The following is a 15,006-nucleotide window of genomic DNA, read 5'->3' on the forward strand; positions in this document are numbered from 1 at the left end:
TATGCCTGCTTTCCTGTGTAACTGTGTTTGAAATATTGCACATCCTGTGCTGATATCGTCGCCACTTAATCAGGGCCGGAGGCTCCCGTGCACTTGTCTGGTCGTGGTGTGGCGCTGTCGGTGGCAGCGTCGGTGCTGTTCGTGCTGATTCCCGGCTATGTGCGCGAGCTGGCACCGCTGGATGGCGTGCAGGTGTTCGCCCAGCGCATTCTCTGGTCGATTCCTGCCGTCCTGCTGCTGGTCGCCCTGGCGCGCCAGTGGACGGTATTGGGCGCAGCTTTTACGCGCCTGCGCCGCGAGCCGCTGCTGTTGCCGGCCCTGCTGCTGGCTGCGGCGCTGATGGGGGTGCAGTGGTTGCTGTTCGTCTGGGCGCCGCTGGCCGGGCGCATGCTGGAAGTGTCGCTCGGCTATTTCCTTCTGCCGCTGGCCATGGTTCTGGTCGGCCGGCTGTTCTACGGCGAACGTCTGCGCCCGCTGCAACGCCTGGCGGTGGTCTGTGCGCTGCTCGGTGTGGCCCATGAGTTGTGGCTGACCCAGGCGTTTTCCTGGGTGACGCTGGTGGCGGCCCTGGGTTATCCGCCGTATTTCATGCTGCGTCGCTGGATGCGCCTGGATGCGTTGTCCGGTTTCATCCTGGAGATGCTGGTGCTGACGCCCCTGGCGATCTGGCTGATCCATGCCCATGGCCCGCTCGGGGTATTCGACCAGGCACCGCAACTCTGGTGGTTGTTGCCGGGGCTGGGGTTGCTCAGCGCCCTGGCCTTCGGTGCGATGATGGCGGCCAGTCGCCTGCTGCCGTTGGGCCTGTTCGGCATCCTCAGCTATGTCGAGCCGGTGCTGCTGTTTGCCCTGGCGGTCTTGTTTCTCGGCGAGTCCTTCGATCCCCTGCAGCTGTGGACCTATGCGCCGATCTGGCTGGCCGTGCTGCTGACCGGTTGGGATAGCGCGCGCCTGTTGCGCAAGCAGGCGCGGCAGGTGCTCTAGGGGCTGTTCCCGTTTCGTTCGCGAACCGCGTTGCTGCGCAAAATCGCGCCAGGCTAGGCGTGGGACGCAGGCAATGGTCATTCCCTTGGCAAGTCCCGCAACGCCGCATGGCGCGATTTTGCGCGCAACCCGCAGGGGCCCGCTTTTGCGCGGGACGTTGTTACTCGACGGCTCATTTGGACAACCAAACCTCGCGTCTCGTGCCTAGCCCCGCGCAAAAGCGGGCTCCGTCGCGGCCGTGAACGAAACGGGAACAGACCCTATGTCTGCTGAAAACTGTCCGGCAGGGCGTTCTCTGGCAGGACCTGATAATGCAGCTGCACCACGCCGCTGCTGAAGCTGCGCTGCTCATGCAGCTTGAGGTGGCGTTCCAGGCCGGTGGCAAACAGCGGGATGCCGGCACCGAGCAGGTAAGGCACCAGGCTGACCACCAGTTCGTCGAGCAAACCTGCCGCAAAGCAGGTGCCGGCCAGGGCGCCGCCACCGACCAGCCAGATACGTTGGCAACCCAGTTCTTCGAGTTCGTGGAGGGCTTCCGCAGGGCTGGCATGCCGGGCGATCACGCCTGCCGGTGCCTGCTCCATGGGGTGGCGGGTCAGCACCCGGCAAGGTTTGTCGGGGTAGGGCCAGTCGCCGGCGAAGCCCAGCACCGTGTCATAGGTGCCGCGGCCCATCAGCAGGCCATCGATGCTGGCGTAGAAAGCCTGGTAGCCGTGGTCGTCGCCAGAGGCTTCGATGGGTTGCAGCCAGTCCACCCGCCCATCCGGACGGGCGATATAGCCATCCAGGCTGGCGGCCACGTAATAGATCAATGCTGGTTTCAAGTGCGCGGTTCTCAGTCAGCCCAAGGCGACCACCCGCGGGTCGCTAGAGTTTGGAGCCGCGTTGCGCCGGCAAAGTTTCCTGCGACTCAGTCCAGTACGTTCTGCAGCACTTCATAGATGATGCCGGTGGCAATGGCGACCAGTACCACATCGGTACCAACCTGCTGCCACTCGTAGCCAGCGTAGTACGGTAGTTGCCCCTGCAGGCGGCTGTCGAAGCGCTTGGCGATACCGGGCGGCAGCGGCTTGCCGCGCGCCAGGTTCTTGCGGATACCCGGTGGCAGCGCTTGCGCCGGACCGATCAGCTCGCGGTTGTTGCCGAGGGTGATACGCACCTGGCCGATGTCGATGGTCGGTCCGCGCAGGTCGACCTGAACATCCTCGCCACCACCATGCTTACCCTCATTGCTGTGTTTATCGTGCTTGGGTGCGGCGTTGGCAGCGTTGAGGCCAATGGCCAGGGCCAGGCCGGTGAGTACGAGAAGGGTTGAGCGCGACATACTGACTACTCCGTGTGGTGACAAGGCATTGGAGCCCGGTGGACGCTGGGTGTTCCCTGAGTGTTGCCGGGCTCCGGGGAAATGCCAAGGCCGTCTCCGCTTCCTGTGCAACCTTTAGGCTGCCACGCGAGCCCGCCCAGCCAGCAAACGCAGGATGGCGTTGAGCAGCAGGCCGTAGAGCGGCACGAACAGCATCAGGCTGACGGCCAGCTTGACGCCGTAGTCCACGCTGGCGATTTCCACCCAGTGCTCGGCCATGAAGGCATTGCTGCTGCGCCAGAAGGCCACGGAGAAGAAGGCGAAGGTATCCAGCAGATTGCCGACGATGGTCGACAGGGTAGGGGCGATCCACCATTGCGGCAGGCGGCGCAGACGGTCGAAGACCTGGATATCGAGGATCTGCCCGAGCACGTAGGCGAGGAAGCTGGCCACGGAAATGCGCAGGACGAATTCGTTGAACTCACTCAACGCCGCCAGGCCGTGGAAGGCGCCTTCCTGGAACAGCACCGAGACCACGTAGGAAGCCAGCAGCGCCGGCAGCATGACCCGGGCGATCACCTGGCGCGCCGGGCCCTTGCCGAGCAGGCGCACGGTCAGGTCGGTGGCGAGGAAGATGAACGGAAAGCTGAATGCGCCCCAGGTGGTATGCCAGCCGAACAGAGTGATCGGCAGCTGCACCAGGTAGTTGCTGGCGATGATGATGAGGATGTGGAAGGCAATCAGCACCGCCAGCGCAGAGCGCCGACGCTGCTCGGGAAGCAGGGACATAGCGGGACCTTTTTAATGAATGGGGTTAGGGAACCCATGCCTGCCGGGATTGGCAGGCGGCGCGCATTCTATCTGCTTGCTCAGCTTTGTACAAAAAACAAACAGCAGCTGTGGGGCGAAAAACTGCCGTTCGGCCGGTGCTGAGTGGCTTTTTGCATAACAGAGGCGGTCATTTACCCTGACAACCGGTAATCTATGCGGCTGTTTTGCTGATTTTTGTCGAGGTATCCCCCGTGTTCGCCCAATTCGCCCTGCATGAACGCCTGCTCAAGGCCGTCGCCGAGCTCAACTTCACCGAGCCGACGCCGGTGCAGCAAGCGGCGATTCCGCCGGCACTGGAAGGGCGCGACCTGCGGGTGACGGCGCAGACTGGCAGCGGCAAGACCGCGGCCTTCGTCCTGCCGCTGCTCAACCGCCTGATGGGCGATGCCCTGCCGCGGGTAACCATCCGTGCGCTGATCCTGCTGCCGACCCGCGAACTGGCGCAGCAGACGCTCAAGGAAGTCGAACGTTTCTCCCAGTTCACCTTCATCAAGTCGGGGATGATCACCGGCGGCGAAGACTTCAAGGTACAGGCGGCCATGCTGCGCAAGGTGCCGGACATCCTCATCGGCACTCCGGGGCGCCTGCTCGAACACCTCAACGCCGGCACCCTCAAGCTCAACGACGTGGAAGTGCTGATCCTCGACGAAGCCGACCGCATGCTCGACATGGGCTTCTCCGAAGACGTGCAGCGCCTGGGCAAGGAGTGCAGCAACCGTCAGCAGACCATGCTGTTCTCCGCCACCAGTGGCGGCAATGGCTTGCGCGAGATGGTCGCCAGCGTGCTGCGCGAGCCGGTGCACCTCAAGCTCAACAGCGTCAGCGAGCTGAACGAGGGCACCCGCCAGCAGATCATCACTGCCGACCACAACTACCACAAGGAACGGCTGGTCGAGTGGCTGCTGGCCAACGAGACCTACCAGAAGGCGATCATCTTCACCAACACCCGCGTCCAGGCCGATCGCCTGTGGGGCAAGCTGGTGGCGGCCGAGCACAAGGTGTACGTGCTGCACGGCGAGAAGGATCAGAAGGATCGCAAGCTGGCCATCGACCGCATCAAGCAGGGCGGGGCCAAGGTCCTGGTCGCTACCGACGTGGCCGCCCGTGGCCTGGATGTCGACGGTATGGATCTGGTGATCAACTTCGACATGCCGCGTTCCGGCGATGACTACGTGCACCGCATCGGTCGTACCGGGCGTGCCGGTGGCGAAGGCCTGGCGATCTCGCTGATTACCCACAGCGACTGGAGCCTGATGTCGAGCATCGAACGCTACCTCAAACAGCGTTTCGAACGGCGCAATATCAAGGACCTGAAGGGCATCTACCAGGGGCCGAAGAACCTCAAGGCCTCCGGCAAGCCGGTCGGGCCGAAGAAGAAAAAGGTCGACAAGAAGGACGCCAAGAAACCGGGCGCCAAGGCGGCCGCACCGAAGCGCAAGCCGACTGCGCGACCGAACAATGCCCCCTCCGCGGTGGTCAGCCAGGATGGCCTGGCACCGCTCAAGCGCAAGAAGCCGACGGCGGAATAAAAAGAGGGGGCCAGATGGCCCCCTTTTTTATTGCCTGGCTGGTTCTATCAGGGAACGATCAGGACTTTTCCGCCGCGTTCGCCACTGGCGGCTGCGGCAATGGCCTGCTTGATCTGGCTGATATTGAAGGTGGCGGCGACGCGTGCCTTGAGCTTGCCGGCAGCGATCAGTTGGGTCAGCTCGCCGAAGACCTTGAACTGCTCGGCCGGGGTGGCCTTCTGGAACCACTTGGCCAGCCAGAAGCCGCGCAGGGTCACGTCGCGGAAGACGAACGAGGCGGCCGAAACCTGGCACGGCTGGCCGCTCATCAAACCGTAGTTGACCAGAGTGCCGCCTTCGCCAAGGGAGGCGGCCAGGTGGTCGGTGGCCGTGCCGCCAATGGCATCGATACCCAGGAGTACCGGGGTGCCGCCAGTGGCTTCGCGTACCCGCTTGTGCAGGTCCGGACCATCCACCAGTACCACATCACCGCCTTCGGCCTTGACCTCGGCGATGGCCGACTCGCGGCGCACCACGTTGATGGTCTTGAAGCCGCGCAGCTTGGCCAGCTGGATCAGGTAGCCACCGACGCCCGAGTTGGCCGCGTTCTGGATCACCCAGTCGCCAGGCTTGAGGTCGACAAACTCGCTGAGCAGCAAGGAGGCGGTCGGTGGATTGATGGTCATCATCGCCAGTTGCTGCGGATCGGCGTCCGGCAGCGGAATCAGTTTGTTGGCGGCGGCGTGCAGGTGGGTCACCCAGGTACCGCTACCGACCGGCAGCAGCACGGTCTGGCCAACCTTGAGGTTGCTCACGCCTTCACCCAGGGCTTCGACGCGGCCGACGCCTTCGTTGCCGCCGATTGCCGGCAGGGGGGCAGCATGCCGTACTCGCCAGTCAGAGTGAGCACGTCGGACGGGTTGATCGGCGCAGCCAGCACCTTGACCAGTACCTGGCCGGCCGGCAGCGCTGGCAGGGTCAGTTCGACCGCTTCGATAACATCCTGAGGCACCTTGCCGCGGTGCTGGTATTCGGCTTTGAGCATGGGGTTTCTCCAAACGATCCATGGAACAGACCCACGCAGTCTAGCCCCTAGTCGCCGGCCATGGATGAATCCCCGGACATACGCCATGGTGATGGCGCGGCACGCGCTGCTGGGCCTATCCTAGAAAGATTCTTTGGGGGTGCAGGCATGCCGTGTCGCTGTTGGCTATGGGGGTTGATGCTGCTGGCATCCGGCGTAATGGCCGAGCCGCTACACATCGGTTTCGGCACGCACAAACCGCCTTACATCTTCGAGAATGAAGCACGCGGCCTGGAGTACGACATCGTCGCCGCGGCGGTGAGCGCCGCGGGCTTTACCCTGGAAGCACGCTACGCGCCGATGGAGCGCCTGCACCTGGCGCTGCGCCGGGGCGAGCTGGACGGCATCGCTACGACCAATCCGCAGAGCGGTATCGAGGCCTACTACTCGGTGCCCTATATCCACTATCACAACGCGGCGGTGGCCTTGTCCGCGCGCGGCTATCGAATCAGCAGTATCGCCGAGCTGGCGAATTACTCGATCAGCACCTTCCAGCGTGCCCGTTTTCTATTGGGGCCGGAGTTTCAGGCCATGGCCGAAGCCAATCCGCGCTATCGCGAGGAGGCCCAGCAGATCAACCGTAACCGTCTGCTCTACAGTGGCCGCATCGATGTGGTGGTGGGGGACTCGCGGATCCTGCGCTATTTCAATCGCGAAGTGGCCGAGCAGGTCGATACCACTCAGCCGCTGACCTGGTACATGTTGCTGCCGGCGACACCCTATAGCGTTGGTTTTCGCCTGGACGAGCAGCGCGAGCGTTTCGAACTCGGCCTGGCGACGATACGGGCCAATGGTGAGTATCTGCGGATCGAGCAACGCTACGCCGACTACTGAGGGCCGGTCTGCGATCTTTATCGCGACAATCGGCGCAGACTGGTGGTGGAAGCCGCATCGGTAGCCCAACTACAACGCCGCAATAGCCGGTTTAGAACTTCTCGTTCGGCCCCAGATAGCGCCACTGGCCAACCGGCAGCTTGGCCATGCCGGTGCGGCCGATACGCAGGCGACGAATTCCCACCAGCTGCAGGCCGACGCTTTCGCACATGAAGCGGATCTGTCCCGGCTGGGTCGCCTTGATGGCGAAGCGCAGGCGGTTTTCGCTCTGCCAGCTGACCTTGCACGGGGCCAGCGTCACACCCTTGTAGCTGAGACCGAAGGCCAGGCGCTTGAGGCCGTTGCCGACCATCTCGCCGCCGACCTCGACCACGTATTCGTGTTCCAGCTGGTCGGCGTCGTCCTTGAGCAGGCGGATCACCGAGCGGTTCTGGCTGAACACCAGCAGGCCGCTGGCATCGGTTTCCAGTGGGGTGAGCATGTCCAGGCGGGTGAAATGGCGCTGCAACGGGCGAATGCCGCTGGCATCGTTTTCCATCTGGTTGGCCAGTGTCAGCAGTTGCTGTACGGAGTTGGCCCCCATGCCGCAGCCCAGGCCGGCGGGCTTGTGCAGGATGATGGTCACCGGCGGCAGGGTTTCCGCCACGGCGCCGGGCAGCAGGGCGATGGTTTCGTCGCGCACCTTGAACTGCGGCTCTTCCACCACGCGCCCGTCGACGGTGACCCAGCCGTTCTCGATATACAGCTCCGCCTCGCGGCGCGAGCAGGGCAGCTGTTGGGTCAGGCGTTTGGACAGGCGCTCGGGTTCGCTCATGGTGGTAGCAGTCACAAAAGGAAATGAAAGGTGATTGTAACCGGCTGGGAGCCTCTACCGGGATTGGGCTACAAGAATGCGGTGCTAGGGTCTTTTGCCGTTTCGTTCACGGCCGCGACGGAGCCCGTTTTTGCGCGGGGCTAGGCAGCGCCCGCTCCCGGCGGGCTTGCTGCATTCACCACATCCATGTGGATCGCGCGAGACGCGAGGTTTGATCGTCCAAATGAGCCGTCGAGTAATGACGTTCCGCGCAAAAACAGGCCCGTCCCTGCGGGTTGCGCGCAAAATCGCGCCATGCGTCGTTGCGGGACTTGCCAAGGGAATGACCATTGCCGGCGTCCCGCGCCTAGCCTGGCGCGATTTTGCGCAGCAACGCGGTTCGCGAACGAAACGGCAACAGACCCTAATGGAGATATCAACATGGTCAGAAATTTCCTGCTCAGCCTGCTCCTGGGCTTGCCACTGCTGACGCTGGCGGATGTGGAGGAGAGCGAACTGGGCGTGCTGCAGCTGCACGAAGTGGTGCGTGGCCTGGAGCATCCCTGGAGCGTGGCTTTTCTACCGGATGCTCAGGGCAGCCTGATCACCGAGCGGCCGGGGCGCCTGCGCTGGCTGGATGCCAAGGGGCGGCTGTCGGCGCCGCTCGCCGGTGTGCCGCCGGTATTCGCGGTGGGCCAGGGCGGCTTGCTGGATGTCGTGCTGTCGCCAGACTTTGCTCGCGATCGGCTGGTCTATCTCAGCTATGCCGAGGCCGCTGCCAGTGGCGACTTGGCCGGTACGGCTGTGGGGCGCGCGCGCCTGGCGGACGATGGGCGCAGCCTGGAGCAGTTCCAGGTGATTTTTCGCCAGGCGCCCAAGCTGTCCAGTGGCATTCACTTTGGCTCGCGCCTGGTGTTCGATCGCCAGGGGCTGCTGTTCATCACTTTGGGCGAGAACAACCAGCGCGCTACCGCCCAGGAGCTCGACAAGTTGCAGGGCAAGCTGGTGCGCATCCAGGCGGATGGCCGGGTGCCGGCCGACAACCCCTTTGTCGGACGGGCCGGGGCGCGGGCGGAAATCTGGTCCTACGGCCACCGCAACCCTCAAGGTGCGGCGCTCAATCCCTGGACGGGCCAGCTGTGGCTGCATGAGCACGGTCCGCGCGGCGGTGACGAGATCAATATTCCCCAGGCCGGCAAGAACTACGGCTGGCCTTTGGCGACCCACGGCGTCAACTACAGCTTCCTGCCGATCCCGGAAGCCGAGGGGGAGCGAGTGGCCGGTACGGAGCCGCCGCTGCATGTCTGGGAAAAGTCGCCGGCGCTTTCGGGTATGGCGTTTTATTCGGCCGAGCGCTTCCCGGCCTGGCAGCACAGTCTGTTCATTGGTGCCCTGGCCGGGCAGGCGCTGATCCGCCTGCAGCTCGATGGCGACCAGGTGGTGCATGAGGAGCGCTTGCTGACGGAGCGCGGCTGGCGCATCCGCGACGTGCGCCAGGGCCCGGACGGCTATCTCTATCTGCTCACCGACGAGGCGGACGGCAAATTGCTACGCCTGGGGCTGCGGCCCTAGCAGTCTGGAGCTGAGTCAAGACGGGCATTGCCCCGAGGTGTGCACGCGCACCGTGCCCGTCTGGCTTGAGGTGGTGAACTGTTCTAGCGGTTACGCGCGCCGCCGAACGAGCCGCAGCCGCGGTAGATCTGTCCGTCCAGGCGCAGCTCGGCGCTCAGGTGCTGCACCGTGCCGCTCATGCTGTCGGTGCAGCGTTGCGGGGCGACCCACAGGTCCAGGCGCTGGCCGTTGGCTTCGCTGCTCAGGCTGAAGCGCCCGTCTGGCAGTGCTTCTTCCAGATAGGGCAGGGCGAGCGCCGGCTGGCCGGGGCGCAGCAAGGCCAGGCCCTTGCCGGTGACGTTGATGCTCCAGTCCGGCTCATGGCCATTGGCGCGCAGAAGCAGGCGCTGGAAGCCGGCTTCGTTGCAGGCCGGGCCTTCGCGCTGGATGCGGTACACCTCGCTGAGCAGCAGCTGACCATCGGCACCCTCTAGCGAACTGGCGCCGAGCTGGCCACTGACATCGGCGAACAGCGGGCCGGGGCCGTCGGCGAGCAGCTCTGCCGCTTCGCGCACGATGTCGGTACTGCCGTCGTTGCTGATGCTGAACTGACGTTGCTCGCCGCAGGGACGGAACTGCAGGCCGCTAGTGCCGGCGCTCAGCTCACCCTGCAGACGCTGCATGGGCAGCGGTGGCTCAGGCTGCTTGAATACCTGGCAACCGGCGAACAGCGGCACGAGGACGAACAACAGGGAACGGGCAGGCGACATGACGGGCTCTCCGGGCAAAGTGCGGCCACGTTACCCAGAGCCTGTGTCGATCTCAAGGGTTGCGGCGGTTTCCGGTGTACTGCCGGCTTGGCGATGTGCCCGACAGCATGACAGCGAAGATTCCCAGCCGGCCGTGCACATGTCAGGCTAGCGACCTTTGTCACTCCAGGGATAGCCGCATGTCCAGCGAAGCCGATACCACCCCGGGCATTGACCCGCTCAGCGCCATCGAGGCGCGCATCCTCGGTTGCCTGATCGAGAAACAGGCCACCACGCCGGAAACCTACCCACTCACCGTGAATGCCGTGGTCCTGGCCTGCAACCAGAAGACCAGCCGCGAGCCGTTGATGAACCTCACCGAAGGCCAGGTCGGCCAGGGCCTGCGCAGCCTCGAAGGACGCGGCCTGAGTCGCCTGGTGATGGGCGGCCGTGCCGACCGCTGGGAGCAGCGGGCGGACAAGACCCTGGAACTGGTCAAACCGCAGGTGGCGCTGATCGGCCTGCTGCTGTTGCGCGGCCCGCAGACCCTCAACGAATTGCTCACGCGCAGCAACCGCCTGTTCCAGTTCGATGATGTCGCCGAAGTGCAGCACCAGTTGGAGCGCCTGGCGGCCCGCGGCCTGGCATTTCTGCTGCCGCGTCAGTCCGGTCAGCGCGAGGATCGCTACATGCACCTGCTCGGAGAGCCAGCCGATCTGGACGCCCTGCTGGCTGCCCGTAGCCAGGCCGACAGCGCGCCGCGCAGCAGTGGCGTGGACGACAGCCGCATCGCCGAACTGGAAGCCCGGGTGACGGCGCTGGAAGAGCGCCTGGCGCGTCTGGAAGGCTGAGCCCACGCGGATGCCTCGGCTTCCATAGGGGCACTGGTGCACGCAGTGTTCAGTCGGGGGACATAGGTATCGGCTGAGCTGTCTGGGAAGATCGCCAGGCCCTTATCGCTAGCTTCAGGATTCATTAAGACTCGCTGCAGATACTCACCTCCACGAACTGTCCCGTGGAGGGAGCCCGATGCATCACCCCGAGTGGAATACCGTCTTCCCGCTGCACTTCGGTGCCGATCCGCAGTGCCAATCCAGCCTCTGCCTGGTGGGCGAGCAGGATCAGCAGCGTGCGGCTTACCAGCACTTCATCCAGCAGCGCTTCAACGAAGCCCATGGCGCCCGGGTCAGCCACTTCATGCCCGAACTGCTCGGCCTGCGCACGCCCCAGGCAGAGCTGACCGCCGTCTGTGGCGCACGCCTGGCCCGTAGCGAAGAGCTGTTTCTCGAGCAGTACCTGCAGGCGCCGGTGGAGAGCGTGATCGCCCGCCTGGCCGAGCGTCCGGTCAGTCGCAGTGAGATCGTCGAAGTCGGCAACCTGGCCGCGATCAGCCCCGGCAATGCACGCCTGATCATCATCGCCATGACCTGCCTGCTGGCCCGTCGTGGCCTGCAATGGGTGGTGTTCACCGGCGCCGCAAGCCTGATCAACAGCTTCCGCCGTCTGGGTCTGGAACCGCTGCGCCTGTGCGAGGCCGACCCGCAGCGTCTCGGCGAGCAGCAGCATGCCTGGGGCCAGTACTACGCGCAGCGGCCCCAGGTGTTTGCCGGCAATATCCAGCTTGGCTACCGCCAGCTGTGCGAGCAGGGCGTGCTGCAGCGCCTGGGTTTTTTCCTCTGTGAGGATGCCTCCCATGCAGCCTGAATTGCAGCACCTGCGCAACGCTCTGCAGCGCCATGCCGAGACGCAACCCCAGCGCCTGGCCTTGTGGGGCGACAGTGTGCGCGTGGATTACCAGAGCCTGCTGCAGGAAGTTCAGCGCTGTGAAGCCTTGCTGCGCATGCAGGGGGTCAAGGTTTTCGCCCTGGCCCTGGAAAACGGCACCGAGGCGGTGCTCTGGGACCTGGCGGGGCTGTTTGCCGGGATCGCCTGCGTGATCCTGCCGCCGTTCTTCAGTCCGGCCCAGCGTGCCCACTGCCTGCAACAGAGTCGGGCGACCCTGGTGATTGCCGAAGACAGCATGACCGAGGAGTTGCAGAGCTGCGGTTATCAGCACGACGGCCTGTTCTGGCGCCTGTCGGCAGACGCAGACAGCAGCCATCTGCCCGCCGGTACGGCCAAGATCACCTACACCTCCGGTACCACGGGCACGCCCAAGGGCGTGTGCCTGAGTGCCGAGGCCATGCTGCGCGTGGCCCGTGAGCTGGAGGACGTCAGCCGCAGCAGTGCGCCGCAGCATTACCTGGCGGTACTGCCGCTGGCCGTACTGCTGGAAAACCTCGGCATCTACGCCGCCTTGCTGGCCGGCGCCACGCTCAGTGTGCCGTCGCAACGCCAGCTGGGCATCCAGGGCGCCAGCGGCGTCGATTGGTCGCGCCTGCTCGGCCTGTTGATGGTACGCGGCGCGCAAAGCCTGATCCTGGTGCCGCAACTGCTGCTCGGCCTGGTCAGCGCCATCGAGCGCGGCGCCGTGCCGGCCAGTGGTTTCCGTTTTATTGCGGTGGGCGGCGCCAAGGTCTCGCCGGACCTGCTACAGCGTGCTGCCCGCGTCGGCCTGCCGGTGTATGAAGGTTACGGCCTGTCCGAGTGCGCCTCGGTGGTCTGCCTCAATCGTCCCGAAGCCAGACGCCCCGGCAGCGTCGGCAAGCCGCTCAGCCATGTGCAGGTACGCCTGGCCGAAGACGGCGAAGTGCTGGTCAGCGGCTCGACCCTGCTCGGCTACCTGGGCGAGCCGGCCTGGGCCGGCGCGTGGTGGCCCACCGGCGATATCGGCGAATTCGATGCCGATGGCTACCTCTACCTGCGCGGCCGTAAGAAGCACCAGTTCACCACCAGCTTCGGCCGCAACGTCAACCCGGAATGGGTGGAAGCCGAGCTGACCCAGCGCGGCGCCATCGCCCAGGCCTTCGTGCAGGGCGAGAGCCTGCCGCGCAACGTCGCGCTGCTCTGGCCCTTCGACCCGAGTTGCCCGGACAGCGTGCTGGAAGCGGCCGTGCAGGCGGCCAATGCCGGCTTGCCGGACTACGCCCGAGTCGGCCGCTGGCTACGCCTGGAACAACCCTTTAGCCCCGCCAATGGCCTGCTCACGGCCAATGGCCGGCCCCGTCGCGACGCCATCCTGGCGCACTACGGCGAACTCTTTTCCGAATCCTTAACCGCATGAGGTCAACCATGAAATTCTTCGACGAACTGCAAGCCGCCACCGCCCAAGAGCGCCAGACCCTGTTCAGCCTGCCGGTGATCCAGGATGCCCTGGCCGGCCAGGTCAGCCTGGACAGCTACATCGCCTTCCTGACTCAGGCCTATTACCACGTACGTCACACCGTGCCGCTGCTGATGGCCTGCGGTGCGCGCCTGCCGGCTCGCCTGGAATGGCTGCGCCAGGCCGTGTGCGAATACATCGAGGAGGAGTACGGCCATGAGCAGTGGATCCTCAACGATATCGCTGCCTGCGGTGGCGACGCCGAAGCGGTGCGCAACGGCCAGCCGTCCGCGGCCATCGAGCTGATGGTCAGCTACCTCTACGACACCATCGCCCGTGGCAACCCGGTCGCGCTGTTCGGCATGGTCAACGTGCTGGAAGGCACCAGCATCGCCTTGGCCAGCCAGGCCGCCGGCACCATCCAGAGTCGCCTGGGGCTGCCCAAGGAAGCCTTCAGCTACCTGTTCTCCCACGGCGCCCTGGACATCGGCCACATGGAGACCTATCGCGGCCTGATGGACCGGCTGGACTGTGCGGACGACAAGGCAGCGGTGATCCACGCCAGCCAAATGGTCTATCGCCTGTATACCGACATGTTCCGCGGCCTGCCGCGTAGCAGCGAGGTGCAGCATGCGGCTGCCTGAATGTCGCGCGTTGCTTACCGGCGCCAGTGGCGGCATCGGCCTGGCGCTGGCTGAGCAGCTCTGCGCCGGCGGCGCCCAGGTGCTCGCCGTGTCCCGCCAGGGGCAGGCGCTGGAGGAACTGGCGCGGCGCTATCCCAAGCAGCTGCGGCGGATCGAGGCCGACTTGACCAGCCTGGCTGGGCGCCAGGCGGTGGTCGAGGCGGCGCGCAGCTTGGGCGGCCTCAACCTGGTGATCAATGCTGCCGGGGTCAACCGCTTCGCCCTGCTGGAGCAGCTGGATGACCAGGAAATCGCCGAGATGCTCGGCCTCAACCTGGTCGCCACCGTACAGCTGACCCGCGCCCTGTTGCCGCTGCTGCGTCAGCAGCGCCAGGCCCTGCTGGTCAACGTCGGTTCGATCTACGGCTCGATCGGCTACGCCGGCTATGCCACCTACTGCGCCAGCAAGTTCGCCCTGCGCGGCTTCTCCGAGGCGCTGCGCCGGGAAGTGGCGGACACCGGCGTGGGCGTGCTCTACGTCGCCCCGCGCGCCACCCGTACCCGCATGAACAGCGCCGCCGCGGTGGCGCTCAATTCGGCGCTCAAGGTGAGCATGGACGCACCGGAGCAGGTGGCTGCCGAAGTGTTGAAAGCCATCGTCGGCGACCGCAGCGAGCTGTATCTCGGCTGGCCGGAAAAATTCTTCGTCCGCCTCAACGGCCTATGGCCCGGGGTGGTCGACAAGGCCCTGCGCAAGCAGCTGCCGCTGATTCGTCAATTCAGCAACAAGGAGTCTCATCTATGAACAAGCTGTTTTCCCTGCTGCTGGCCCTGAGCCTCAGTCTGCCCGCCTGGGCCCTGGACGAAGCCGGCACGCAACGCCTCAAGCAAGTGCAGACGCGCTGGGCACAGATCCAGTACCAGACCGACGCGGCGCAGAAGGAAAAGGCCTTCGAGCAACTGGCTGCCGACAGCGCCGCGTTTACCCGCGAGCAGCCGCAGGCGGCCGAGGCCTGGATCTGGCACGGTATCGTCACCAGCAGTTGGGCCGGTGCCCAGGGCGGCCTCGGTGCACTGGGCAAGGCCAAGAGCGCGCGCGACTCCCTGGAAAAATCCATCCAGCTCGATCCGGCTGCGCTGCAAGGCTCTGCCTATACCAGCTTGGGCACCTTGTATGCGCAGGTGCCGGGCTGGCCGGTCGGCTTCGGCGACGACGACAAGGCCCAGCAACTGTTGCAACAGGCGCTCAAGCTCAATCCCACGGGCATCGACAGCCTGTATTTCTGGGGCGACTACCTTTACCGCCAGGACAAATTCGCCGAAGCTCGGGAGGCACTGCTCAAGGCCAAGCAGGCGCCGGCACGGCCGGGTCGTGAGTTGGCCGACCAGGGCCGGCAGGGCGAAATCGATAGCCTGCTCAAGGCCGTGGAAGAAGAGCTGCAATAAAAACGGCTATGTCCCAGTCATGGGTTATACGGCGGCATAGCTCTAGGTAGGAGCCAGCTTGCTGGCGATCCAGTGCACCGCGAAAGGCATCGCCAGCA

Annotated in this window: 17 protein-coding genes; 10 read left to right on the forward strand and 7 right to left on the reverse strand. The window is 65.0% G+C overall.

The window, feature by feature from the left end; translation table 11 throughout:
* Positions 1-87 precede the first annotated feature (87 nt).
* Positions 88-984, forward strand: a complete 897-nt coding sequence (rarD, locus tag LRS11_RS12790) for an EamA family transporter RarD (RefSeq protein ID WP_260493366.1) — start codon at positions 88-90, stop codon at positions 982-984.
* A 260-nt stretch (positions 985-1,244) separates the two neighbouring features.
* On the opposite strand, the gene LRS11_RS12795 is transcribed toward rarD, so the two are convergent.
* From LRS11_RS12795 to LRS11_RS12805, 3 genes are all read right to left on the reverse strand, one after another.
* Complete coding sequence (locus tag LRS11_RS12795) at positions 1,245-1,808, reverse strand: dihydrofolate reductase family protein (protein WP_260493367.1); 564 nt, start codon at positions 1,806-1,808, stop codon at positions 1,245-1,247.
* A gap of 86 nt (positions 1,809-1,894) precedes the next feature.
* Positions 1,895-2,308, reverse strand: a complete 414-nt coding sequence (locus LRS11_RS12800; RefSeq protein ID WP_260493368.1) for an RcnB family protein — start codon at positions 2,306-2,308, stop codon at positions 1,895-1,897.
* Positions 2,309-2,422: 114 nt separating this feature from the next.
* Entirely contained in the window at positions 2,423-3,076 is a 654-nt protein-coding gene (locus tag LRS11_RS12805; RefSeq protein WP_260493369.1) for a 7-cyano-7-deazaguanine/7-aminomethyl-7-deazaguanine transporter, read from the reverse strand.
* Between the two features lie 233 nt (positions 3,077-3,309).
* Here LRS11_RS12805 and LRS11_RS12810 point away from each other — a divergent pair, with 233 nt between their 5' ends.
* Positions 3,310-4,647: a DEAD/DEAH box helicase gene (locus tag LRS11_RS12810; protein ID WP_260493370.1), complete on the forward strand. Its 1,338-nt coding sequence runs from the start codon at positions 3,310-3,312 to the stop codon at positions 4,645-4,647.
* Positions 4,648-4,694: 47 nt separating this feature from the next.
* Here LRS11_RS12810 and LRS11_RS12815 read toward each other — a convergent pair whose 3' ends face one another.
* On the reverse strand, positions 4,695-5,498 hold the full coding sequence (locus LRS11_RS12815; RefSeq protein ID WP_409519813.1) for a zinc-dependent alcohol dehydrogenase family protein: 804 nt from the start codon (positions 5,496-5,498) through the stop codon (positions 4,695-4,697).
* The gene (locus LRS11_RS12820) at positions 5,438-5,671 is read right to left on the reverse strand and encodes a hypothetical protein (protein WP_260493372.1); all 234 of its coding nucleotides are present in this window, start codon (positions 5,669-5,671) and stop codon (positions 5,438-5,440) included. The genes LRS11_RS12815 and LRS11_RS12820 overlap by 61 nt, the downstream gene beginning before the upstream one ends.
* A 177-nt stretch (positions 5,672-5,848) precedes the next feature.
* On the opposite strand from LRS11_RS12820, the gene LRS11_RS12825 reads away from it, so the two are divergent.
* On the forward strand, positions 5,849-6,544 hold the full coding sequence (locus LRS11_RS12825) for a substrate-binding periplasmic protein (RefSeq protein ID WP_260493373.1): 696 nt from the start codon (positions 5,849-5,851) through the stop codon (positions 6,542-6,544).
* A gap of 91 nt (positions 6,545-6,635) precedes the next feature.
* On the opposite strand, the gene LRS11_RS12830 is transcribed toward LRS11_RS12825, so the two are convergent.
* Positions 6,636-7,358: an rRNA pseudouridine synthase gene (locus LRS11_RS12830; RefSeq protein WP_260493374.1), complete on the reverse strand. Its 723-nt coding sequence runs from the start codon at positions 7,356-7,358 to the stop codon at positions 6,636-6,638.
* A gap of 420 nt (positions 7,359-7,778) precedes the next feature.
* On the opposite strand from LRS11_RS12830, the gene LRS11_RS12835 reads away from it, so the two are divergent.
* Complete coding sequence (locus LRS11_RS12835) at positions 7,779-8,909, forward strand: PQQ-dependent sugar dehydrogenase (protein ID WP_260493375.1); 1,131 nt, start codon at positions 7,779-7,781, stop codon at positions 8,907-8,909.
* An 83-nt stretch (positions 8,910-8,992) separates the two neighbouring features.
* Here LRS11_RS12835 and LRS11_RS12840 read toward each other — a convergent pair whose 3' ends face one another.
* The gene (locus tag LRS11_RS12840; protein ID WP_260493376.1) at positions 8,993-9,658 is read right to left on the reverse strand and encodes a COG3650 family protein; all 666 of its coding nucleotides are present in this window, start codon (positions 9,656-9,658) and stop codon (positions 8,993-8,995) included.
* A gap of 179 nt (positions 9,659-9,837) precedes the next feature.
* Between LRS11_RS12840 and LRS11_RS12845 the strand changes: the two genes are divergently transcribed.
* From LRS11_RS12845 to LRS11_RS12870, 6 genes are all read left to right on the forward strand, one after another.
* A complete protein-coding gene (locus tag LRS11_RS12845; protein ID WP_260493377.1) occupies positions 9,838-10,488 on the forward strand; it encodes a YceH family protein in 651 nt (216 codons plus the stop codon).
* A 178-nt stretch (positions 10,489-10,666) separates the two neighbouring features.
* Positions 10,667-11,341, forward strand: coding sequence for a thermostable hemolysin (locus LRS11_RS12850; RefSeq protein WP_260493378.1), 675 nt, complete (start codon positions 10,667-10,669; stop codon positions 11,339-11,341).
* Entirely contained in the window at positions 11,331-12,800 is a 1,470-nt protein-coding gene (locus tag LRS11_RS12855; RefSeq protein ID WP_260493379.1) for an AMP-binding protein, read from the forward strand. The genes LRS11_RS12850 and LRS11_RS12855 overlap by 11 nt, the downstream gene beginning before the upstream one ends.
* 8 nt (positions 12,801-12,808) lie before the next feature.
* Entirely contained in the window at positions 12,809-13,483 is a 675-nt protein-coding gene (locus LRS11_RS12860) for a TenA family transcriptional regulator (RefSeq protein ID WP_260493380.1), read from the forward strand.
* On the forward strand, positions 13,470-14,267 hold the full coding sequence (locus LRS11_RS12865; protein WP_260493381.1) for an SDR family oxidoreductase: 798 nt from the start codon (positions 13,470-13,472) through the stop codon (positions 14,265-14,267). The genes LRS11_RS12860 and LRS11_RS12865 overlap by 14 nt, the downstream gene beginning before the upstream one ends.
* A complete protein-coding gene (locus tag LRS11_RS12870; RefSeq protein ID WP_260493382.1) occupies positions 14,264-14,908 on the forward strand; it encodes a hypothetical protein in 645 nt (214 codons plus the stop codon). Before LRS11_RS12865 ends, LRS11_RS12870 begins: the two co-directional genes overlap by 4 nt.
* The last annotated feature ends 98 nt before the right edge of the window (positions 14,909-15,006 follow it).

Source organism: Pseudomonas sp. J452 (genome assembly GCF_024666525.1).
Classification (GTDB): Bacteria; Pseudomonadota; Gammaproteobacteria; order Pseudomonadales; family Pseudomonadaceae; genus Aquipseudomonas.